The following is a 20,859-nucleotide window of genomic DNA, read 5'->3' as shown; positions in this document are numbered from 1 at the left end:
TGTGGTTTTGTTGTTTTTATAGGTTGGTTATAATGTTCTAATTATGCCTCAACCAGGAACTCGTCGTGCTGGCTGATATCCAGACCTACTTTCTCGTCCTCTTCGGTTACACGAAGCGGCAGGATCATGTCAGTTACTTTCAGGAGTACGAATGACATAGCAAAGGCGAAGGCCGATACCAGTACCAGAGCGATCAAGTGGTTAATGAACAGTGTGGTTTCACCGTAAGCAAGACCCTGATCTACTACACCGCTGTTAACACCACTGCTGGCAAATACACCTGTCATGATCATACCTACCATACCACCTACACCGTGGCAAGGGAATACATCCAGTGTATCGTCAAGAGCAGATTTGGTACGCAGGTGAGCGATGTAGTTACTGATGATAGAAGAGATAGTACCGATAAAGATAGCTACGGGAATAGTGACAAAACCAGCGGCAGGTGTGATAGCTACCAGACCCACTACGGCACCGATACAGAAACCTAGTGCAGATACTTTCTTGCCCTTAGCAGCATCAAAAAGTACCCAGGCCAGACCCGCTGCACCCGCGGCAGTGTTAGTAGTTGCAAAAGCAGATACTGCCAGAGCAGAAGCTCCTACTGCCGAACCGGCGTTGAAACCGAACCAGCCGAACCACAGAAGACCAGTTCCCAACAATACAAAAGGAATGTTAGCAGGAGGAAGTACGCTGGCTTCGATGTGTGATCTACGACGCTTCAGGTACAGGGCACCCGCCAAAGCAGCCCAACCAGCCGACATATGTACTACGGTACCACCGGCAAAGTCAAGTACACCCATCTTGAACAGCAGGCCTTCGGGATGCCAGGTCCAGTGGGCCAAAGGAGCATACACGAACAGGCTGAACAGGATCATGAACAGTACATAGGAGCGGAAGTTGATACGCTCAGCCATTGAACCTGTTACCAGCGCAGGTGCAATCACAGCAAACTTCAACTGGAAGAAAGCAAAAAGAGCCAGAGGAATGGTAGGAGCCAGCGACCAGGGCTTACCTTCCAGCACTCCATTGAACATGAAGAAGGTAGTAGGGTTACCAATAACACCTCCGATGGTATCACCAAAGGCTACACTAAATCCAACAACGACCCACAACACACTAATGACACCCATGGCTATAAAGCTCTGAAGCATCGTAGAGATAACATTTTTGTTATTCACCATACCACCGTAGAAGTAAGCCAGACCAGGAGTCATGAGCAGTACCATGGCAGAGGCTACGAGCATCCAGGCAATATCACCTGAATCAAGTCCTTCGGTTACGATCTGGGTGGGTACAGAGGGTAGAAAGACACCCAGCAGGCTTATTGCCAGCAGAATAATCAGAGGGATGTAATTTGGCTTTTGCATAATCTTGATGGTTTTGGTTGTACTTACTTTGTATTTTAGAATAGGTTATTCTCTTAGAACTTGTAGATGAAGGCCATTCCAATGGTAGTCTGGCTGCTCTTGGTGAAGTTGCCATCGGCATCTTCAAACTGCTGTACTTCGTTTCTGCCCGCTATTTTAGGGTAGCTATCCAGACGTACCTCAGGTTTCAGCAGTACATGTCCGTCAGCTAGGGTGAAGTTGCCGGTCAGAGTAAAGGAGTTAACAGAGGTACCATTGCCCTGGCTGTCCACCATGGCTCTTACACCACTCTTGTTATTGAAGTTTTCGTAGCGACCACCTATGGCGAATACATCCGTCAGGGCCAGGTTGGCATATACCGCTGCACCACCCCAGGATTTCACTGACGAAGGTCCACCTGCTCCCTGATAGTCACCCTTCTGGGCACCATAAGCAGCATTTAAGCCCAGCAGGAACTTTTCGGTAATCTGGTAGCTGGTCGTCAGATCAAGTACCCGGTAGAAGGCATCAGGAGTTGTGCCCGTAGCAGGATCTTCGGCGGCTTCGTTACTGCCGATATAGTTTAGGTACACATTCCAGTTTTCAACCGGAGCCAGGAATAGCTGGCTGATAAAGCCTTTCTTACGGTTGTTGTCACCTAGTCCGTCTACATTATTAACAAAGCCCATCATCAGTGACGCTTTATCAGAGAATGCGTAGGTGGCTTTCAGACCAGTGTGATAGAAAGGACCGTTGTTGAATAGGTTAGATAGCGAGTAGTTGAAGTTAACGGGAGCATCAATGACCTCATAACCGATATGGGTACCGAACTGACCCGCTGTCATGGACAACTTATCGGTGAAGTTATAGGTAAAATACGCCTGCTTGATAGCTAGTGCCATACCAGTACTACCCAGTGGTCCAATGGCATTACCGTAGTTACCCAGATCGGCATTGGGACCGAAGGTAAGATCTACTACTGCCTCAGACTTATCATTGGTGTACGTCATCTTGGTCTGCACCAGACCAATCTGGAACTGTCCGGATTTCTGATCGAATACACGTGCGTTGGATGCTCCCATGTTTGAGCGTGAAGCAGGACGGTTCAGGTTGGCAACATAGTAGGAGTCCAGATAGCCCGAAAAAGCAAATACACCTTTCTTCTCTTCGTCAGCCTTTGTGTCTTCGGCTTTTTTTACCTCCTCGGTTTTGTCAGCCTTTTTGTCGCCCTCCTTAGCAAAACCCAAAAGAGGTACCATAATAGATAATGCGGCAAAATAGATTTTCTTCATAATTTTATTTTGTTAGGTGGGTAAACTCAAATCATTGTGTTTGTGATGACAAATATTAACTATTTATGATTATCATCAAATACCTACCTTAAATTAATAGTACTTTATGGCTAATTTTCATAGAAAAGTGAAAAAGCTTTATGTTTTAAAACCATTTTTTCTTTAAAAATCATATATGTCTACAAAACATGTTTATTCTGCCGATAGCTACTTACACAGAATTTTCCACATTTGACACAAAACGTATATAGTACATTATATAGAAGATTTATACAGCAGACTGCTAGTGGAAAGGCACAAAAAAAAGCCCACTTTGCAGTGGGCTTTTAATGAGGAGTAAAAGTATATCTATTCGGCGTGCAGCCAGGCTTTCTTAGCTAAAAGGGTATCTTGCTCTTCTTCGTGATCCGGATCTGGTACACAGCAGTCTACCGGACATACAGCAGCACATTGAGGTTCTTCGTGGAAACCTACGCACTCTGTACATTTATCTGATACTATATAATAGAATTCGTTGGATATAGGAGATTGCTTTTCTTTACCACTTACCACAGTACCGTCTCCAAAGTCTACTTCATCAAGACTGGTACCATCTCCCCAGGTCCACTCAACCCCTCCCTCATAGATTGCGGTATTGGGGCATTCTGGCTCACAAGCACCACAGTTGATGCATTCATCGGTTATCATTATAGCCATGGTCGTCGGATTGGTTATATTTGTTCTGTATTCACTATTTTCAATCAACAAATATAACTATTTATAGTTTCACAACAATCATAAAAAAAGGCAAAAGCTTTTACTTGTAACTATTTAAAGACTATTTAGAATGATATCCAGAACAACACGATATAAATCGTTTGCAAAACTCGGTGAGTACCTACGTGATCCCGCTAATGAGCTATTATTAGAGGATTGGGCTTTTCGGGCACACCTGACCAACAACTGGTTTACACCCGATAATGTAATGAACTCCCTAAAGGCTATCGGAGAGCAGTACCTGACCGAAGATGAGCTTCAGAAGTGGGCTGATACCTATCCTGAACCCGCTGCCTCTAAAAAAATAGGAGTCGTGATGGCAGGTAATGTACCGGCCGTAGGCTTTCATGATGCGATGGCAGTACTTATAAGCGGACACGTCCTGCTCGCTAAATTGAGTACCGATGATACTGTCCTGATCAAGTTCCTGCTGGACAAGCTCAGTCTGATCGAACCTGCCTTCCGTGAGTCCATCCATTTTGTGGAAAGGCTCAACGATGCCGATGCCTATATAGCAACCGGAAGTGATAACACAGCCCGGTACTTTGAGTACTATTTTTCCAAGAAACCGAATATCATCCGTCGTAATCGGGTATCGGTAGCTTTACTGACCGGAAAAGAATCCAGGGAAGAGCTGGCGGCCCTGGGTAGTGATATCCTGCGCTACTACGGTCTGGGCTGTCGCAACGTTGCCAAACTCTATGTACCCTTGGGTTATGACTTTGTCCCTTTCTTTGAGGCTATTCAGCCATTTGAAGAGTACTGCCGCAACCACCACAAGTTTTTCAACAACTACGAGTACAACAAGTCGATCCTGCTGGTCAATGGTACGCCCCACTTTGACAACGGATTCCTGATGGCGGTTGAAAATCCGGCCCTGGTATCGCCCCTGAGTGTAGTGAACTATGAAACCTTCCAGGACCTGGCCGAAGTGAAAGCCCGCTTGGCGGAGGATCAGGATAAGATCCAGTGTGTAGTAGGTAAGCCTGAAACCAGCGTTGCCAGTCTGCCCTTCGGACAAGCCCAAAAGCCCGGGTTGAGTGACTATGCCGATGGTGTAGATACCATGGAATTTTTGAGTAAGCTATAACAGGAAAAAGGGAGCCGTTGGCTCCCTTTTCTATAACTGGTTATTTTTTTCTGTACTCAATCTGACGGCTACCTAGCTTATCTCTGAGCACCAAAGCATAATAATTCATTCGGGCAAAAGCTTCGGAAACTCCCCTCCTTTCTGAAGCCATTGAGGCTATATATGAAGTACCAAACCGATCATAGGCTTCTCCTGATATTCTCACCACTCCTACCTTGAACGAGGTACTGATCTTCATGTCATAGTTAGTATTCAATCTAAACGAGACAGTCTTGATCGTGTCTGTACCATTCCCGGCACTATCTATATACATTCCATTTGACAGCAGTACTTGCCTGACCCTTTGAATAATTTCAGCATCGGGAAGTGTCGAGGTAATCAGTATGACATTAGCCCCGCTGACTATATCAGGCTCACTGTTCCTACCGGGCTTTTGTCCATAGACTATATAAGGAAGACAAAGTACCAGAAGTACAAGCTGTCGCATATGGATTGGCTGGTTAGATACTTAGGCAATATATAACAAAACTTTATATTATTTAAAAACCCACTTAATAAATTCAGGCATGACCCTACCCCATGTTTTAGGATTGTGTTCTCCCCCCTCTACCTCTACATATTGGATATCTTTCCCCCAGCGGTAACCTTTACGTTCCAGTTCTGCGATACAATCCAAAGTGTCGTCAATGGAGTCTATCACACCATCACCATCCCGGTCCTCGGTTTCGTCATGAGTACCTACCTGAAACCAGAATTTCAGGTCAGGCCGCACACTGGCCTCCCGTATCTGCCTGTGCATAATCCGATCGCTGTCCTGGTAGTCTTTGTCGAAGGCTCTTCGGCGCCACCACAACGCTCCCGAAAACACCCCCACTTTCGAGAAAGCATCGGCATGATTCCAGGCCAGGTCCAGTGCCATCAATCCTCCCAGTGAAAAGCCCGCCACGGCTCTATCAACTGCTGTATTTTTGACAGGGTACTTTGCTTCTAAGTAGTGAAGCAGTTCATCCAGCACAAACAGGGTGTGGTTTCGGGCTTTATTCCCCCGATTGGCGTAGTCAGGCTGGTGAGCGGTGCCGTATTCATTCAGCCGATCCTGGTTGGCGTGTACTCCTACTACCACGAGGGGAGGTAAATTTTGTTCAGTCAGCAACTCCGCCACGCTTTCCCTTAGGTGCAGAGCTGGAAAGTCCTGCCCGTCATGTACCAGTAACAGCGGATAGCGCTCAGTACTGCCAGCTGTAACATCGGGGATAAGCAGGGTAAGTTTAACGGTACGCTTGAGATGGACAGAAACCAGGCTATCCTGTACCTGCCGAATAGGGTGTTGGGGCTGTGCCGCCAGAAATGTAGAACTCACTAAAACAATTGCTAAATAACTAATATAAGATTTCATAGTTTACTGGTAGCAATATACGGGTATTTTGTGGGGAAGCGCGATGTTACGGACGGGTTAAATCTTAGGTCAGGATTGGCATCATTGGAGATACTTTATATATTACAATCATTAATCTAATCCATACCACCTTGCAGGAGAACTACATCCGGTACTACTCACACCATCTGGGGCGTGACATCGAAATGCTTGTATTTGGACACTGGGGATATCCCATTCTGCTATTTCCGAGTACACTCAACCGCTACTACGAAGCCAAAGACCAGGGACTCATTGAGTCAGTAAGAGGTTTTATTGAAGCAGGGCATTTCAAGATTTACTGTGTTGATTCCATTGACTCGGAAACCTGGTATGGCAAACACCTTGAGCCATCACAACGTGTCCATAACTATATGCAGTACGACAAGTTCCTGACCGAAGAACTGGTCCCTTATATCCAGCATGAAAACAAAATTGATCGTATAGCCGTAGGTGGATGTAGCTTTGGCGGGTACCATTCACTCAACTTTGCCTTCAAACATCCCGAACAGGTGGACTATCTGCTAAGTATGAGCGGGGATTTTGACATCCGAAGCTTCCTGAATGGCTACTATGATGAAAATGTGTACTACAATAATCCCGTGGATTTTGTCCCGCACGAACAAGGTTGGCGGTACGGCCATATGAATATAGTACTGGGGAGTTCGGAATGGGATATCTGCCTGAATGGCAACCTGACCATGTCCCGCATCCTTAATAACAAAGGCATAGACCACTGGCTGGACATTCGGGGCTGGGAAGTACATGACTGGCCCCTCTGGCGCCAGATGTTTCCGGATTACTTATCCAAAATGTTAATCAAATAGTGGCTATCACTATTTTTATGATATTAAGGGAGTGTAGTAGCTCCTTGCTTGCAAATAATTGTAACGTTTAAATCAGTAGCTCGAATGAAAAAAATTGGTATCCTCCATGGCATGGAAAACACTTTTCCGCAGGCTTTTATAGATCGTGTTAATAGCAAGGGAGAAAAAGGTATAGTGGCCGAGGCCGTCTCAATTGGTAAGGTCATGCAGGCTGAGCCTACCGAGTATGCAGTCATTATTGACCGGATTTCACAGGATGTTCCCTTCTATAGATCCTATCTGAAAAACGCGGCCCTTTGTGGTACAGCCGTGATCAATAACCCCTTCTGGTGGAGTGCTGATGAGAAGTTCTTTAACAACTGCCTGGCCGAAAAGATAGGGGTACCTGTTCCCAAAACCGTGATCCTCCCCTCCCACGAGCGGCCTACAGATACCTTCGAAACCTCTTTCCGTAATCTTAAATATCCGCTGGAATGGGAAGCCATGTTTGACTACGTAGGTTTCCCGGCATACATGAAACCTCACGCCGGTGGTGGTTGGAAAAGCGTTTATCAGGTACACGATGCCAATGATCTGTGGCGCAAACACCAGGAAACGGGGCAGCTGGTCATGATGCTGCAGGAGGAGATCGTATTCAGCGACTACTTCCGCTGCTACTGCATCGGGCAGAAGGACGTACTGATGATGCCCTACGAGCCACGCAACCCGCACCACCTGCGTTACGCCGCTCAGATGAATACCGAAGGTCCCGCGGGTAAAAAGCTGCTGGCTACCATGAAAGACTATGTACTCCGGCTCAACCAGGCCTTAGGGTATGATTTTAATACGGTGGAATTTGCGGTACGTGATGGTATTCCGTATGCTATTGACTTTTGCAATCCGGCCCCCGATGCCGATGTGTACTCGGTAGGTCAGGACAATTTTGAATGGGTCGTAGAAGCCGCGGCTAATATGGCCATAGCCCGGGCCAAAAAACAGAAGGAAGGACAGGACAATCTCACTTGGGGTACCTTTGTACGGTCGGCAGTGGGTGCTACGGGCGGTGCACCTACCCAGAAAACCGAACCATTACCAGGTCTGTCAGAAGCCAAAGCAACCGCCGCCCCAAAGGCGGCTCCTAAAAGTCTCGAAAAAGTAGCAACACCAGGCAAAGCTTCGGCTCCCAAAAAAGAGGCTCCGAAGAAGAAACCTTAACCCAATAATAACAGAGTATGCCTGCATTCACCCTGGGAATAGAAGAAGAATTTATGACCATCGATCCGGTTACGCGCAACCTGCGCTCGCACATGTCGAAACTGGTTGATGGAGGAAAAATCATACTAAAAGAGCGTGTCAAGGCAGAGATGCACCAGTCGGTGGTAGAGGTAGGTACCAACGTATGTAATAATATAGAGGAAGCCCGGGAAGAGGTCACGTACCTGCGTCGGATGATCCTTGATATGGCGGGCGAACAGGATCTGCTGGTCGCCGCCGCCGGTACCCATCCTTTTTCCGACTGGGTTGACCAGCTCATTACTGACGATCCCCGCTACGATCAGCTCATTGATGAAATGAGGGATGTAGCCCGGGGTAATCTGATCTTTGGCCTGCACGTACACGTCGGGATCGAAAACCGGAATGATGCGGTGCAGATCATGAATTCGGTCCGGTACTTCCTGCCCCATGTGTACGCCCTTTCTACCAACTCACCGTTCTGGTGCGGACGGAATACCGGCTTCAAATCGTACCGCTCAAAGGTATTTGATAAATTTCCGCGCACGGGTATACCCGATTTTTTTGCCAGCGCGGCCGAGTACGATGAGTACATCAAACTGCTCATCAAGACCAACTGCATTGACAACGGCAAGAAAATCTGGTGGGATATCCGACTGCACCCCTTCTTTGACACCATCGAGTTCAGGATCTGTGACGTACCTATGCGCACCGACGAAACGGTATGCCTGGCGGCTATCATGCAGGCGCTGGTGGTTAAGATTTATAGACTCCAGAAAAAAAACCTCAACTTCCGCAACTACCGCCGTATCCTGATCAACGAAAATAAGTGGCGGGCTGCCCGCTATGGTATCCACTGCAAATTGATTGACTTTGGTAAGCAGGAAGAAGTGGAATACAGGGAGTTAATATTGGAACTGCTTGACTTTATTGATGATGTGGTAGACGAACTGGGTAGCCGCCACGAAATAGAGTACGTACACAAAATTATGGAAATGGGTACCGGAGCCGATCGCCAATTGGCTGTATTTGAGGAAACTAATGACCTCGCTGCCGTTGTTGACTATATTGTATCCGAAACTAAGGTAGGAATCTCTTAATTTTGCGGGATAATAGTGTGGAATTGAACAAGTGAAAATGAATCCAGATAAACCAGCACTCCGAATAGCTATACTTGACATGTACGCGGGTGTAGCTAATGAAGGAATGCGCTGTATCAAGCAGCATATAGAAGATTTTAGTGTAAAGGAAAAACTACCTGTACAGTACCAGGTTTTTGACGTACGTCAGCGCCAGGAAGTACCGGATCTGAGTTATGATGCCTACTTCTCAACGGGTGGGCCCGGTAGCCCTATACTGGAAGGTACCCCCTGGGAGCGCCGCTACTTTAAGTTCCTGGACCAGTTGTGGGACTATAATGCCAGCCGCCGTAATACCAATAAGAAGTACCTGTTCATAATTTGTCACTCTTTTCAGCTGGCATGCCAGCACTGGCAGGTTGGCTACGTCGGCAAGCGTCGCTCCACGTCGTTTGGTACCTTTCCGGTACACCCAACCCGTGCCGGTCATAAAGAGCCCCTGTTCAAAGGCTTGGAGGATCCATTTTGGGTAGTGGACTCCCGCGACTACCAAGTTGTTCAGCCCAATCACCAGGTACTGGAGCGGATGGGTTCAAAAATCCTTTGTCTGGAAAAGATTCGTCCGCACGTCAATCTGGAAAGGGCTGTGATGGCTATTCGCTTTTCCAAAGAGATATTCGGGACGCAATTTCACCCCGAAGCCGATGCGGAAGGGATGCTACGGCACTTCATGAAGGAAGATAAAAAAGCGAACATTATTAAAAACCACGGCGAGGAGAAGTACCAGGCTATGATTGACCACCTGAATGATCCGGATAAGATCATGCTGACAGGTGCCACTATTATTCCTACCTTTCTGGAGACAGTCGCGAAGTCCCTTCTTACTTCACAGCAGGCCTAAGTTTTTTCTTATTCTAATCCATTACCCATGCACAAAGAAGCCCGGGACCAATTTAATCAGTCATTCAGTGATGACAAATATCAGGGGTTTCTCTCTGCTATTCATCATGATTATCCGGGTCAGCTTGATTTCAGAGTAGCAGAAAGCCCGGTACTAGTACCTCGTGCGCTGGGCCGGCAACTCGTCGAAGCCAGTGAAGATATCATTAATACTATCATCAGTGATGATTTTAGGGACAAAACGGACCGGGCCATTCCACCCGATCAGTACGTCCCAAACGAGAATAAGCATACCTCTTTTCTGGCTATTGATTTCGCGGTATGTCAGGATGAACAGGGAAACTTCATACCTCAGCTCATTGAGCTGCAGGGCTTTCCTTCGTTGTTTGGGTACCAGGGATATATTTCAGAACTCTACCGGAAAAACTACCAGATTCCCGCTGACTTTGCCTATGCTTTTGGGGTAAATACTTTTGAAGAGTATGTAGCTGTACTCAAAAAGACCATTGTAGGTAATCAGGATCCGGAGAATGTCATCCTGCTGGATATATACCCTGAGCAGCAAAAGACCCGCATCGATTTTGCTATTACTGAGCAGCTACTTGGGGTGAAGGCGGTATGTTATACCCAACTAATCAAAGAAGATAGAAAGCTATACTATATAAAAGAGGGGCGAAAGGTGGAGGTAAAGCGAATTTACAACCGGCTCATCTTCGATGATTTTAACAACTTCCCGGATTTAAGTACCAGCTACCATTTCCTGGATGATGTGGATGTGGAGTGGGCAGGACATCCCAACTGGTTCTTCCGAATCAGCAAGTTTACGATTCCTCTCTTACAGAGCAAGTACATCCCCGAAACCCGCTACGTCAGTGACTACGCTGAAACCTTTCCGCAGGACCTGGAAAATTATGTCTTGAAGCCCCTGTTTTCCTTTGCTGGCACGGGGGTACAACTTCACGTTACGCCGGACATGCTTCTCCAGCTACGCGACCCCTTCAACTACATACTGCAGCGCAAGGTAGAGTACGCGCCGGTTGTCAAGGCACCCGATGGGCTAGTGAAGTGCGAGATCCGGATGCTATACGTATGGCCGGATGCGGACGAGCGCCCTACCCTGTTGACCAGCCTGAGCCGCCTCAGCCGTGGCGAAATGATCGGTACCCGCTTCAACAAAGACTTTACCTGGGTAGGTGGCAGCGCCTGCTTCTTCGAGCCCTTCTGATCCTGAGTTACCACTCTTCTTCTTTACCAACATTCTTAGATTTACCCATAATGCATATTAGTCAGCGACAGCTTTTTTTTGATCACCTTGCTCAAACCTCTGATTTCCCCCTGGCTATCGAAATAGAGCGGGCCGAGGGGGTATATATGTACGGCACCAATGGCAAGCGCTACCTCGATCTCATATCTGGAATCGGCGTAAGTAATGTGGGGCACCGGCATCAAGCCGTTCTGGAAGCCATTCAACAGCAACTGGACAAGTACCTGCACCTGATGGTCTACGGCGAGTATGTTCAGGGGCCACAGGTACAGCTAGCAGAAGCCCTGGCTCAAACTCTTGACATACCGCAGGCTGCTCACGCTCCCTACGGGAACATTAACAACGTGTACTTTACCAACTCCGGCACCGAAGCCGTTGAAGGAGCCTTGAAACTGGCCAAGCGCTTCACCGGCCGTTACGAGATTATTTCCTGCTTCAATGCCTACCACGGTGCGACCCAGGGAGCGCTGAGTCTATCCGGGGCTGAGTTTTTCAAACGTAACTTTCGTCCTTTGCTACCGGGGGTACGTCAGATCCACCACGGCGTGATGGCAGACCTTGACCTCATCACCACCAAAACCGCGGCGGTAGTGATAGAGGTTGTAGGTGGTGAAGCGGGAATACGGGTACCTAGCCTCGAGTACCTTCAGACGTTGCGTCAGCGCTGTACTGAAGTAGGTGCCTTACTTATCCTTGATGAAATACAAACCGGCTTTGGCCGCACAGGTACATTCTGGGCTTTTGAAGGCTATGATATCTATCCGGATATACTACTCAGTGCCAAGGGGATGGGGGGCGGAATGCCGGTAGGAGCCTTTATGGCCTCACAGGAGGTAATGAGCGTATTCAAAAACAACCCCATCCTTGGACACATTACTACCTTCGGTGGTCACCCGGTAAGCTGCGCCGCTTCACTGGCTACCCTTACGACCATTCGTGATCAGGCACTGTACCAATCAGCTACCCAAAAGGGTGAGATTATAGTTGAGATGCTTCAGCACCCCATGATTAAAGAAGTAAGGGGAAAGGGCTTGATGCGCGCGGCTGAATTCGAATCATTTGAAGTACTTAAGAAAGTAATAGATTCCTGCATAGAGCGGGGCGTGATCACGGACTGGTTCCTGTTTTGTGACAACTCTATGCGTATTGCTCCTCCGCTCACCATTACCGTAGAGCAACTACGTGAGGGGCTGCAAACTATACTTGACGTACTGGACGAGCAATAAATAAGCCCCCGAAATCGGGGGCTTTAAATTTATCTGGTAAAGCTTTGGATCATTATCCTATTTGCTCGTTCAATTTCTGCTCGAGTACAGACTTAGGTACTGCACCTACTACTTTATCTACCAGTTGTCCACCTTTGAAGATCATCAGAGTAGGGATGCTGCGAATACCAAATTTGGCAGGTACCTGAGCATTCATATCTACGTCCATCTTAGCGATAACGGCTTTACCTTCGTACTCGCCGGCCAGTTGCTCTACAACAGGTCCGATCATCTTACAAGGCCCGCACCATTCGGCCCAGAAGTCTACAAGTACTGGTTTATCACCTTGAATGATTTCTTCAAAGTTGTTGTCGGTTACTTCAAGTGCTTTTCCCATAATGTTTAGAAAGTGTAAATAAGAAAAAAGTGTTCTTGTCAGTACAATCAAAAAATCAGACCAAAAGTTCCTCTGCTATACGTCAGCAATGACTAGTTCAGCGAAAACTTTATACCCCCCAGATTTTTGAGAGAATTGAAGAACTCATTGGAAGCCGATACCCTGAACCGACGGGAGAGCATCTCTACCTCCATGCGGGTCTCAGGATCAACCACGGTCATGTTCAAAGCACAGTTGCCGGGGTTATTGTTAATGGCTTTATTAAGGTTCAGCACAAAGCGCTCATCAATCTGATCCAGTGACAGTTGCACCTTTATCTCTTTACACATCTTTTCCCGAAGCTCGGTCAGCAGCTGAATGGTTAGCGGCTTAAATTCGAACTGATCCTCCTGCTTCCAGCGGTTCTGTACCTTGCCTTTGATGTACAGAAAGCGACCCGGCTGTATGTAGTTGCTCAGCCGCACATACTCCTCACCTCCCAGCAACATTTCCATGGATCCCCGATAATCTTCCACTTTAAATATCATGAATGGATTACCGTTACGGGAAATACGCTCCTGAGCACTACTCACGATACCCCCTACACTAATCTCTTTACCAAAGAAGGTAGGGTTCCGCTCTCCTTCGGGTATTTCCATCACCCGGTCCAGCGTACAGTTGCAGTAGTTATCGAGTTCAATCCGGAACGTATCCAGCGGATGTCCCGAGATGTAGAAGCCCACAACCTCCTGCTCAAAACGCAGCTTTTCCAGATCGCTCCACGGCTGTACCTGGGCTGGCTTAGGTTTGACCATTAGAGCGTCATTACCACCAAAGGCACCAAACAGAGAAGCCTGACTGGAGGCCTTCTCGGCGTGGTAGTTGTTGGCATACTTGATCAGCTTTTCAATGAAGGTGGAATTATCTCCATCTACTGAATCAAAGTACTGCGCCCGGTGAATGTCCTCAAAGCAGTCAAATCCACCCGCGTAGGCCAAACTTTCCAGTGTTTTCTTATTTACCGTCCTAAGATTTACCCGGATTATGAAATCATATATATCTGAGAATGGACCTTTTGTATTACGCTCCTCAATGATCGACTCTACGGCCGCGTCACCTGTTCCTTTAATACCTCCGAGTCCAAAGCGGATCTCACCCCGCTTGTTGACATTGAACTGACGATCTGATTCGTTGATATCCGGTCCCAGTACGGGAATGCCTATACTCTTACACTCTTCCAGGAAGAAGGTGATCTTTTCGATGTTACCCAGCGAACTGGTCAATACCGCTGACATGTACTCCGCCGGGTAGTGGGCCTTCAGGTAAGCCGTCTGGTACGCTACGAAGGCGTAACAGGTCGAGTGCGATTTGTTGAATGCATAAGATGCAAAGGCTTCCCAGTCGGTCCAGATCTTGTCCAGTTTCTTCTTATCGTGACCACGCTCTTCGCCGCCCTTCATGAAGTCGTTTTTAAGCTTATTCAGGATCTCGATCTGCTTTTTACCCATCGCCTTCCGCAGGGTATCGGCCTGGCCTTTGGTAAAGCCGGCCAGCGACTGGGAGAGTAGCATCACCTGCTCCTGGTAAACCGTAATACCGTAGGTATCGGACAGGTACTCCTCCATCTCGGGCAGGTCGTAGGTGATCTCTTCAAGTCCGTGCTTCCGCTTAATGAAGTTAGGAATATAGGCCAGAGGTCCGGGACGGTAGAGTGCGTTCATGGCGATCAGGTCCTCGAAGCGGTCAGGCTTGAGTTCGCGCATGTACTTCTTCATCCCGTCGGATTCAAACTGGAATATGGCGTTGGTTTCCCCGCGCTGGAACAGTTCGAATACCTTCTGATCGTCCAGTGGGATGTAGTCAATGTCTATCTCCCGGCCGTGGTTCTGCTTGATGAGACGCAAGGCTTCTTTGATAATGGTCAGGTTTCGAAGCCCCAGGAAGTCCATCTTGATTACCCCCGCATCCTCAATCACCTTTCCACCAAACTGCGTAATCAACAGGTCCGAATCCTTGGAGGTACTTACCGGGATAATTTCCGTCAGGTCAGAGGGGGCAATGATGATACCTGCGGCGTGAATACCTGTGTTACGTACGGTACCTTCCAGCCGGCGCGCTTCCTGGATTACCTTCGCCTGTAGGTCTTTACCGGAGGCGATGGCCCGGAGGCGCTTCACGTTTTCCATCTCGTCGGGCGAGATACCTTCCTTTTTCAGCAGACTCCCCTCGCCTTCCAGCGGCGCCGTAAAGATCCGGTTCAGGGTCATGTTGTAAGTAGGCTTATCGGGTACCAGCTTCACCAGGGCGTTGGCATCCTGCAGGGGCAGATCCATTACGCGGGCTACGTCTTTAAGCGACGACTTGGCCGCCATGGTACCATACGTCACGATCTGCGCTACCTGATTATAGCCGTACTTTTTTACTACATAGTCAATTACCCGCTGCCGGCCTTCGTCGTCAAAGTCCGTATCAATATCGGGCAGTGATACCCGGTCGGGGTTAAGAAAACGCTCAAAAAGCAGGTCGTACTTGATAGGGTCAATATTAGTGATACCCGTACAGTAAGCTACCGCCGAACCCGCCGCCGAACCACGACCCGGTCCTACGAATACCCCAATCTCACGAGCCGCCTTGATAAAGTCCGCTACAATGAGGAAGTACCCCGGGAAACCCATGTTCCGGATGGTATTCAACTCGAAGTTGAGGCGCTCCTCGATCTCGGGAGTAATAGTTTCATACTTCTGGCGCGCTCCTTCAAAGGTCAGGTGGCGCAGGTACTCCCACTGGTTTAGTACGTCGGGCGTCAGCTCCTTTTTACCTACTACTTCCGATATGGTATGCGTCTTGAACTCATCAGGGATCGGGAAGTTGGGCAGGAGGATATCCTTCTTGAGCTCAAGGTTATCGATCTTGCTTACGATCTCATTGGTATTGTCCAGCGACTCGGGTATGTCGTTGAACAGGGTAAGCATCTCGTTGGTATTCTTGAAGTAGAACTGGTCGTTGAAGAAGGCAAAGCGTGAGCCTTTGGGTATACCTACTTCATCGTCAAAATCTTTGGCCGACGGGGTACTCTGCTTATCGCCGGTGTTGATACACAGCAGGATATCGTGGGCGTTCCAGTCGTCCTGGTCTACGTAGTGAGAATCATTGGAGGCGATGATCTTCACCCCATGCTTACGCGCAAACCGCACCAGTACTTCATTTACGACCAACTGCTCCCGGATCTCGTGGCGTTGTAGCTCCACGTAGTAGTCTTCACCAAACAGGTCCAACCACCATTTAAACTCCTTTTCCCCCTCAGCTTCCCCTTTTTTCAGGATGGTCCTGGGTACCTGGGCTCCGATACAACAGGTCGTTGCGATCAGGCCTTTGTGGTACTTTACAATAAGATCCTTACTGATACGGGGGTACTTTCCGTACATCCCTTCCATGAAACCCAGCGAGCAAAGCTTCACCAGGTTCTTGTAGCCTTCGGCGTCCTTAGCCAGCAGCAACTGGTGGTAGCGTACGTCTTTTTGTTCTTTGGTAAACTGCCGCTTATGGTGGTCCTCTACTACGTAGAACTCACATCCTACGATGGGTTTGACGCCCTGCTTATTACCCTCTGCCACGAATTCGAAAGCCCCAAACATGTTTCCATGATCAGTAATGGCAATGGCCGGCATGTTATCAGCTTTGGCTTTTTTGAAAAGCTTCTTGATATCAGCCGCTCCATCGAGCAGTGAAAACTGGGTGTGGCAGTGTAAATGAGAAAATTGCATTGGATAAGTACTTATTTGTTAGCTATCAGGTATCAGCGAGTAGCTATATGTAATTTGAATTATCTGTCTTAACGATACTGCTTCGTATTCTACTCCTCTTCCGGTTCGTCGAAGAAAATGTAATTCAGGAATTCACAGTAGGGCTTGATAAGTACCACTCCCTTCATGATCTCCTGCACAAAGCCTTTCTGCTGTACTTCCTTATCGGTAAAGTAGTGCATGAAGAACAACTGCTTGCGCCTTAGTAGTTCTATTTCCGGATGATCTTTTGAATACCCTTTGGGAGATGTTTTCATAGTCTCTCCCCATACCTCTGGGAAGTAGCTCTTGAAACTATCAGCATGGATGATCCGCTTCAGTTCTCCGGCATTATAGTCAACCTCCTGGCGGTACTTGGCGAGTTGCTGGGCCGTGGGGTTCCACATACCGGCACCGATAAATGACTCTCCACCCGGCTGCACGTGCAGGTAGTAGTCGATCCGGCCGGACTTGCGCCCGCCGGGGCCGATGGCGGCACTCAGCCAGCTCTTGTAGGGTGTCTTGTCGTTGGTGAAGCGGATGTCCCGGTTGATCCGAAAGATGCAATCTTTAACCTGCGTATTTCCCAGTTCATCCACTTTCTTCACCTCTTCCAATAGGGCATCTAAAGTTTTTTCAAAGTCTTTTTTAGCTGTTTCGTAGCGTTTACGATTATCTTGAAACCAGTCCCGGTTGTTATTTTCACTCAAATCACGCAGGAAGTGGAGCGTTTCGGCCTGAATCATACGTATTATCTTATTCTTGGATTTCTATAAGGTGCAAGATCAGGTGGCTAAGCAGATTGTAACTAAGTAAGGTGCCTTATTTCCTGCAAATGAGCCAACTAATGATTAATCACTATTTTCGTTTCAAATATTGCCCTAATTTAACGAATTTTGACGCTTCGACATTAATCTAACAGTATTAATCTTCCTCACTATGGCAAGAATCCTGACCGGCATCCAGAGCAGCGGAAGGCCTCACCTTGGCAACATACTTGGCGCTATTGGGCCGGCGATTGAACTTTCCAAAGATCCCAACAACGAGTCTTTCTTCTTTATTGCAGATCTGCACTCCCTGATTACTATCAAGGATGGTCCCCAACGCGAAGAATTCGTACGGGCTATAGCGGCTACCTGGCTGGCTTTTGGCTTTGATACCGATCGCAACGTATTCTGGAGACAGTCGAGGGTACAGGAGCATACTGAACTAGCCTGGTACCTCAACTGCTTTACGCCCTTCCCCATGCTGGCCAATGCCCATTCCTTCAAGGATAAATCCGAGAGGCTGGCCGATGTCAACGCCGGACTATTTACCTATCCGGTCCTGCAGGCGGCTGACATCCTGCTGTACGACGCCAACATAGTACCCGTAGGCAAGGATCAGAAGCAACACCTGGAAATGTCGCGTGACATTGCTACTGCGCTTAACCGACAGGCTGGTCAGGATATACTGGTTCTACCTGAGGCACGTATTGATGAGCGTCTGATGGTGATACCCGGAGTGGATGGTCAGAAAATGAGCAAGTCGTATAACAACTACATTGATATATTCCTGCCGGAGAAAGAGCTTCGGAAGGCGGTGATGAAGATCGTGACCGACTCGACCCCGCTCGAAGAACCCAAAAATCCAGATACGGATATTACCTTCCAGCTGTACTCCCTGATTGCCAGCGAACTGGAGGTAGCCCTCATGCGCCAGAACTATGAGAATGGCGGATTCGGCTACGGCCACGCCAAGCAGGCCCTGTATGAGATGATCCTGGAAAAATTCAGCGAGCCCCGCCGAATCTTTAACTACTACATGGAAAACACCGCCGAACTGGAGCAGAAGCTGGTAGAGGGAGAAGAAAAGGCTCGTCAGATCGCTCAGGGAACCATCAGGAAAGTACGTAAAGCCTTAGGATTCGGTTCATGACCCCAGCCATAGAGGCTCTCGTACAGGCCGATCAGCAACTGTTCCTGACGCTCAACGGGCTGCATACGCCCTGGGCTGACCGGATCATGGAGGTCTTTACGTATAAGTTCACCTGGATTCCCATGTACCTGTTCCTGATCTACGTGATTGTATGGGAGTATCGCAAACAGGCCATTGGCATACTTTTATCTGTCATAGCAGCCATTGGTCTGGCCGATCAGATAGCCTCTGGTGTATTTAAGCCCTATTTTGCACGGCTACGTCCCTGCCATGACCCAGAAATTGGTTCGCTGGTGCATGTGGTGGATGGTTGTGGCGGGCAGTATGGTTTTGTTTCCTCCCACGCTTCCACGGCTTTTGCACTGGCTCTTACGTTTCAGGTACTGACTGCGGGGCGCTTTAAAGGTGCCAGCTGGTTGTTTTTTTGGGCCATAGTCTACTCATTAAGCCGTGTCTACGTAGGGGTACATTATCCGGCCGACATACTGGTAGGGGCTATTGTAGGTATTCTGTCAGGAACAATATGTATACTCCTCTATAAAAATGTTTTACAGCAAAAGCTGTCATAATTAATTGATTTTCTCTAATTTTGCGCAAATTTTGAAAAAGCCATGGGCTCCATCAACACAGTAAAAATCTTCTCCGGTAGTCAGTCCGAATATTTGTCAAAAGATATCGCCCGGTACTTCGGGAAGGATCTTGGAGGGTATACTCTCCGCAAATTCAGTGATGGAGAACTATCGCCTAGTTTTGAAGAATCCGTACGTGGTTGTGATGTTTTTCTGATTCAGTCTACCTTCCCTCCCACCGATAACCTCATGGAGTTGTTGCTGATGGTAGATGCCTGCCGTCGGGCCTCGGCTCACTATGTCAATGTGGTTATCCCGTACTTTGGGTACGCCCGTCAGGACCGTAAGGATAAGCCACGGGTACCTATCGCGGCTAAGCTGGTGGCGAATCTGCTTTCGGCTTCCGGGGTAGATCGCCTGATGACGATTGACCTGCACGCCGGCCAGATCCAGGGCTTTTTTGATTTTCCGGTTGATCACCTGGAGGGTACTACGGTACTTGTCCCTTACATCAAGTCACTGAATCTGGACCGCCTGCTTATCGCTTCTCCTGACGTAGGAGGTGCCGGAAGGGCCCGGAACTTTGCCAAGATGCTCAACGTTGATATGATTCTTTGCGATAAACACCGCAAGCGCGCCAATGAGATAGCCTCCATGCAGGTGATTGGTGATGTAGAGGGAGCCGATGTGGTACTGGTAGATGACCTGATCGATACCGGTGGTACCATTTGCAAGGCCGCGGAGATCATCCTGGATAAAGGAGCACGCACAGTAAGAGCGATTTGTACACACCCGATAATGTCAGGTAAGGCACATGATAACATTGCCAATTCCGTTTTAGAAGAATTAATTGTTACGGACACCATTCCTTTGAAACAATCAAATCCAAAAATACGGGTTATATCCGTGGCTGAGCTTTTTGCCAAAGCCATAGGCCGTATACGTGATCACGATTCTATTAGCTCACTATTCATAAATAATCAGTAAATTTTTTAATCATAGTTATTTTACACTTAGTTTATCTTTTCAAATTATGAAAAAACATGAGATTGTAGGGTATAAAAGAGCGAATCTCGGCAAGTCTGAGTCTCAAGACCTGCGTGCCCAAGGTTACATTCCTTCAGTACTTTACGGTGGAAATTCACAGGTACATTTCTATGCACCTTCTATTCTTTTCCGTGATTTGCTGTATACACCCGATGTATTCGAAATAACCTTGAACATCGAAGGCGACCTATATACTGCCATTTTGCAAGATACACAGTTCCATCCCGTTAACGATAGTCTGCTACACGCTGACTTCCTAGAGATCGTTGAAGGGAAAGAGATAAAGGTAGAAGTACCCGTTAAACTGACAGGTGCATCAACCGGAGTAATGAAAGGTGGAAAACTTAACCAAAAATTGCGTAAATTGCGTGTGCAAGGTTTGGCTAAGAACATTCCTGACTATATTGAAGTTGATATAACAAACCTCGACCTGGGTAAATCGGTTAAAGTAGGAGCAATCAAACCAGAAGGTTACGCTATACTTAGCCCTACCAGCAACCCTGTTGCTTCGGTTGACATCCCACGTGCACTACGTGGACAATTGCGCGGATAGTAATTTATTTTTCATGGCTAATAGATGCAAACGTGCCGACCTCTGGTCGGCATATTTGTTTTGTAGCAACCTAAATTGCTAAATACTACTTTCTTCCTCAGTTAAAAACAGTCCAGCTATTTTCATATCACCTAAGCTGGATTAACTTCCATTTAGTACATATGCTGCAGTACCAAACATTCCTTTGCGGAGAGTTATAGTATTCTCATGTTAAATTTTCTCTTTCT

The 20,859-nt window shown here is 47.7% G+C and carries 19 protein-coding genes; 11 read left to right on the top strand and 8 right to left on the bottom strand.

Annotated elements, in window-relative coordinates; translation table 11 throughout:
• Positions 1–41: 41 nt before the first annotated feature.
• The 3 genes from JUB14_RS22360 to JUB14_RS22350 form a co-directional block, all read right to left on the bottom strand.
• Positions 42–1,370: an ammonium transporter gene (locus JUB14_RS22360; protein WP_207509072.1), complete on the bottom strand. Its 1,329-nt coding sequence runs from the start codon at positions 1,368–1,370 to the stop codon at positions 42–44.
• 53 nt (positions 1,371–1,423) lie between these two features.
• Complete coding sequence (locus JUB14_RS22355; RefSeq protein WP_374757829.1) at positions 1,424–2,641, bottom strand: porin; 1,218 nt, start codon at positions 2,639–2,641, stop codon at positions 1,424–1,426.
• A gap of 348 nt (positions 2,642–2,989) precedes the next feature.
• Complete coding sequence (locus JUB14_RS22350) at positions 2,990–3,337, bottom strand: 4Fe-4S binding protein (protein WP_207509071.1); 348 nt, start codon at positions 3,335–3,337, stop codon at positions 2,990–2,992.
• Between the two features lie 130 nt (positions 3,338–3,467).
• Between JUB14_RS22350 and JUB14_RS22345 the strand changes: the two genes are divergently transcribed.
• On the top strand, positions 3,468–4,487 hold the full coding sequence (locus JUB14_RS22345; RefSeq protein ID WP_207509070.1) for an acyl-CoA reductase: 1,020 nt from the start codon (positions 3,468–3,470) through the stop codon (positions 4,485–4,487).
• 40 nt (positions 4,488–4,527) lie between these two features.
• On the opposite strand, the gene JUB14_RS22340 is transcribed toward JUB14_RS22345, so the two are convergent.
• Both JUB14_RS22340 and JUB14_RS22335 read right to left on the bottom strand, forming a co-directional pair.
• Positions 4,528–4,974, bottom strand: a complete 447-nt coding sequence (locus tag JUB14_RS22340; protein WP_207509069.1) for a hypothetical protein — start codon at positions 4,972–4,974, stop codon at positions 4,528–4,530.
• Positions 4,975–5,022: 48 nt separating this feature from the next.
• Positions 5,023–5,847: an alpha/beta hydrolase gene (locus JUB14_RS22335; protein WP_310586185.1), complete on the bottom strand. Its 825-nt coding sequence runs from the start codon at positions 5,845–5,847 to the stop codon at positions 5,023–5,025.
• A 167-nt stretch (positions 5,848–6,014) separates the two neighbouring features.
• Between JUB14_RS22335 and JUB14_RS22330 the strand changes: the two genes are divergently transcribed.
• The 6 genes from JUB14_RS22330 (at position 6,015) to JUB14_RS22305 (ending at position 12,409) form a co-directional block, all read left to right on the top strand.
• A complete protein-coding gene (locus JUB14_RS22330) occupies positions 6,015–6,728 on the top strand; it encodes an esterase family protein (RefSeq protein ID WP_207509067.1) in 714 nt (237 codons plus the stop codon).
• An 84-nt stretch (positions 6,729–6,812) separates the two neighbouring features.
• A complete protein-coding gene (locus JUB14_RS22325) occupies positions 6,813–7,922 on the top strand; it encodes an ATP-grasp domain-containing protein (protein ID WP_207509065.1) in 1,110 nt (369 codons plus the stop codon).
• A gap of 17 nt (positions 7,923–7,939) precedes the next feature.
• A complete protein-coding gene (locus JUB14_RS22320; protein ID WP_207509064.1) occupies positions 7,940–9,040 on the top strand; it encodes a carboxylate-amine ligase in 1,101 nt (366 codons plus the stop codon).
• 37 nt (positions 9,041–9,077) lie between these two features.
• Complete coding sequence (locus JUB14_RS22315) at positions 9,078–9,920, top strand: type 1 glutamine amidotransferase (protein ID WP_207509063.1); 843 nt, start codon at positions 9,078–9,080, stop codon at positions 9,918–9,920.
• Positions 9,921–9,947: 27 nt separating this feature from the next.
• The gene (locus JUB14_RS22310) at positions 9,948–11,144 is read left to right on the top strand and encodes a hypothetical protein (RefSeq protein WP_207509062.1); all 1,197 of its coding nucleotides are present in this window, start codon (positions 9,948–9,950) and stop codon (positions 11,142–11,144) included.
• Between the two features lie 50 nt (positions 11,145–11,194).
• Complete coding sequence (locus JUB14_RS22305; RefSeq protein ID WP_207509061.1) at positions 11,195–12,409, top strand: aspartate aminotransferase family protein; 1,215 nt, start codon at positions 11,195–11,197, stop codon at positions 12,407–12,409.
• 52 nt (positions 12,410–12,461) lie between these two features.
• Here the strand turns inward: JUB14_RS22305 and trxA are convergent, their stop codons facing one another.
• From trxA to JUB14_RS22290, 3 genes are all read right to left on the bottom strand, one after another.
• Positions 12,462–12,785 carry a thioredoxin gene (trxA, locus tag JUB14_RS22300; RefSeq protein WP_207509060.1) on the bottom strand — a complete coding sequence of 108 codons (324 nt, stop codon included), beginning with the start codon at positions 12,783–12,785 and terminating at the stop codon, positions 12,462–12,464.
• A gap of 92 nt (positions 12,786–12,877) precedes the next feature.
• Complete coding sequence (gene dnaE, locus JUB14_RS22295) at positions 12,878–16,528, bottom strand: DNA polymerase III subunit alpha (protein ID WP_207509053.1); 3,651 nt, start codon at positions 16,526–16,528, stop codon at positions 12,878–12,880.
• A gap of 89 nt (positions 16,529–16,617) precedes the next feature.
• Positions 16,618–17,292, bottom strand: coding sequence for a DUF2461 domain-containing protein (locus JUB14_RS22290; RefSeq protein WP_207509051.1), 675 nt, complete (start codon positions 17,290–17,292; stop codon positions 16,618–16,620).
• A 193-nt stretch (positions 17,293–17,485) separates the two neighbouring features.
• Here JUB14_RS22290 and trpS point away from each other — a divergent pair, with 193 nt between their 5' ends.
• From trpS to JUB14_RS22270, 4 genes are read left to right on the top strand one after another with little or no spacing between them, the layout of a single operon-like run.
• Positions 17,486–18,463 carry a tryptophan--tRNA ligase gene (trpS, locus tag JUB14_RS22285; protein ID WP_207509049.1) on the top strand — a complete coding sequence of 326 codons (978 nt, stop codon included), beginning with the start codon at positions 17,486–17,488 and terminating at the stop codon, positions 18,461–18,463.
• A complete protein-coding gene (locus tag JUB14_RS22280; protein ID WP_207509047.1) occupies positions 18,460–19,032 on the top strand; it encodes a phosphatase PAP2 family protein in 573 nt (190 codons plus the stop codon). The genes trpS and JUB14_RS22280 overlap by 4 nt, the downstream gene beginning before the upstream one ends.
• A 42-nt stretch (positions 19,033–19,074) precedes the next feature.
• Positions 19,075–20,019, top strand: coding sequence for a ribose-phosphate pyrophosphokinase (locus JUB14_RS22275; RefSeq protein ID WP_207509046.1), 945 nt, complete (start codon positions 19,075–19,077; stop codon positions 20,017–20,019).
• A 46-nt stretch (positions 20,020–20,065) separates the two neighbouring features.
• Positions 20,066–20,632: a 50S ribosomal protein L25/general stress protein Ctc gene (locus JUB14_RS22270; protein ID WP_207509040.1), complete on the top strand. Its 567-nt coding sequence runs from the start codon at positions 20,066–20,068 to the stop codon at positions 20,630–20,632.
• Positions 20,633–20,859 lie beyond the last annotated feature (227 nt).

This window comes from Telluribacter humicola (genome assembly GCF_017355935.1).
Lineage (GTDB): Bacteria > Bacteroidota > Bacteroidia > Cytophagales > Spirosomataceae > Telluribacter > Telluribacter humicola.
The sequence above is the reverse complement of the archived record's forward strand: the minus strand, read 5'-3'. Positions and strand labels throughout refer to the sequence as shown.

Excerpts from the sequence above, each read along its gene's own strand:
- JUB14_RS22360 (WP_207509072.1), bottom strand. The coding sequence starts at position 1,370 with ATGCAAAAGCCAAATTACATCCCTCTGATTATTCTGCTGGCAATAAGC.
- JUB14_RS22355 (WP_374757829.1), bottom strand. The coding sequence starts at position 2,641 with ATGAAGAAAATCTATTTTGCCGCATTATCTATTATGGTACCTCTTTTG.
- JUB14_RS22350 (WP_207509071.1), bottom strand. The coding sequence starts at position 3,337 with ATGGCTATAATGATAACCGATGAATGCATCAACTGTGGTGCTTGTGAG.
- JUB14_RS22345 (WP_207509070.1), top strand. The coding sequence starts at position 3,468 with ATGATATCCAGAACAACACGATATAAATCGTTTGCAAAACTCGGTGAG.
- JUB14_RS22340 (WP_207509069.1), bottom strand. The coding sequence starts at position 4,974 with ATGCGACAGCTTGTACTTCTGGTACTTTGTCTTCCTTATATAGTCTAT.
- JUB14_RS22325 (WP_207509065.1), top strand. The coding sequence starts at position 6,813 with ATGAAAAAAATTGGTATCCTCCATGGCATGGAAAACACTTTTCCGCAG.
- JUB14_RS22320 (WP_207509064.1), top strand. The coding sequence starts at position 7,940 with ATGCCTGCATTCACCCTGGGAATAGAAGAAGAATTTATGACCATCGAT.
- JUB14_RS22315 (WP_207509063.1), top strand. The coding sequence starts at position 9,078 with ATGAATCCAGATAAACCAGCACTCCGAATAGCTATACTTGACATGTAC.
- JUB14_RS22310 (WP_207509062.1), top strand. The coding sequence starts at position 9,948 with ATGCACAAAGAAGCCCGGGACCAATTTAATCAGTCATTCAGTGATGAC.
- JUB14_RS22305 (WP_207509061.1), top strand. The coding sequence starts at position 11,195 with ATGCATATTAGTCAGCGACAGCTTTTTTTTGATCACCTTGCTCAAACC.
- trxA (WP_207509060.1), bottom strand. The coding sequence starts at position 12,785 with ATGGGAAAAGCACTTGAAGTAACCGACAACAACTTTGAAGAAATCATT.
- dnaE (WP_207509053.1), bottom strand. The coding sequence starts at position 16,528 with ATGCAATTTTCTCATTTACACTGCCACACCCAGTTTTCACTGCTCGAT.
- JUB14_RS22290 (WP_207509051.1), bottom strand. The coding sequence starts at position 17,292 with ATGATTCAGGCCGAAACGCTCCACTTCCTGCGTGATTTGAGTGAAAAT.
- trpS (WP_207509049.1), top strand. The coding sequence starts at position 17,486 with ATGGCAAGAATCCTGACCGGCATCCAGAGCAGCGGAAGGCCTCACCTT.
- JUB14_RS22280 (WP_207509047.1), top strand. The coding sequence starts at position 18,460 with ATGACCCCAGCCATAGAGGCTCTCGTACAGGCCGATCAGCAACTGTTC.
- JUB14_RS22275 (WP_207509046.1), top strand. The coding sequence starts at position 19,075 with ATGGGCTCCATCAACACAGTAAAAATCTTCTCCGGTAGTCAGTCCGAA.
- JUB14_RS22270 (WP_207509040.1), top strand. The coding sequence starts at position 20,066 with ATGAAAAAACATGAGATTGTAGGGTATAAAAGAGCGAATCTCGGCAAG.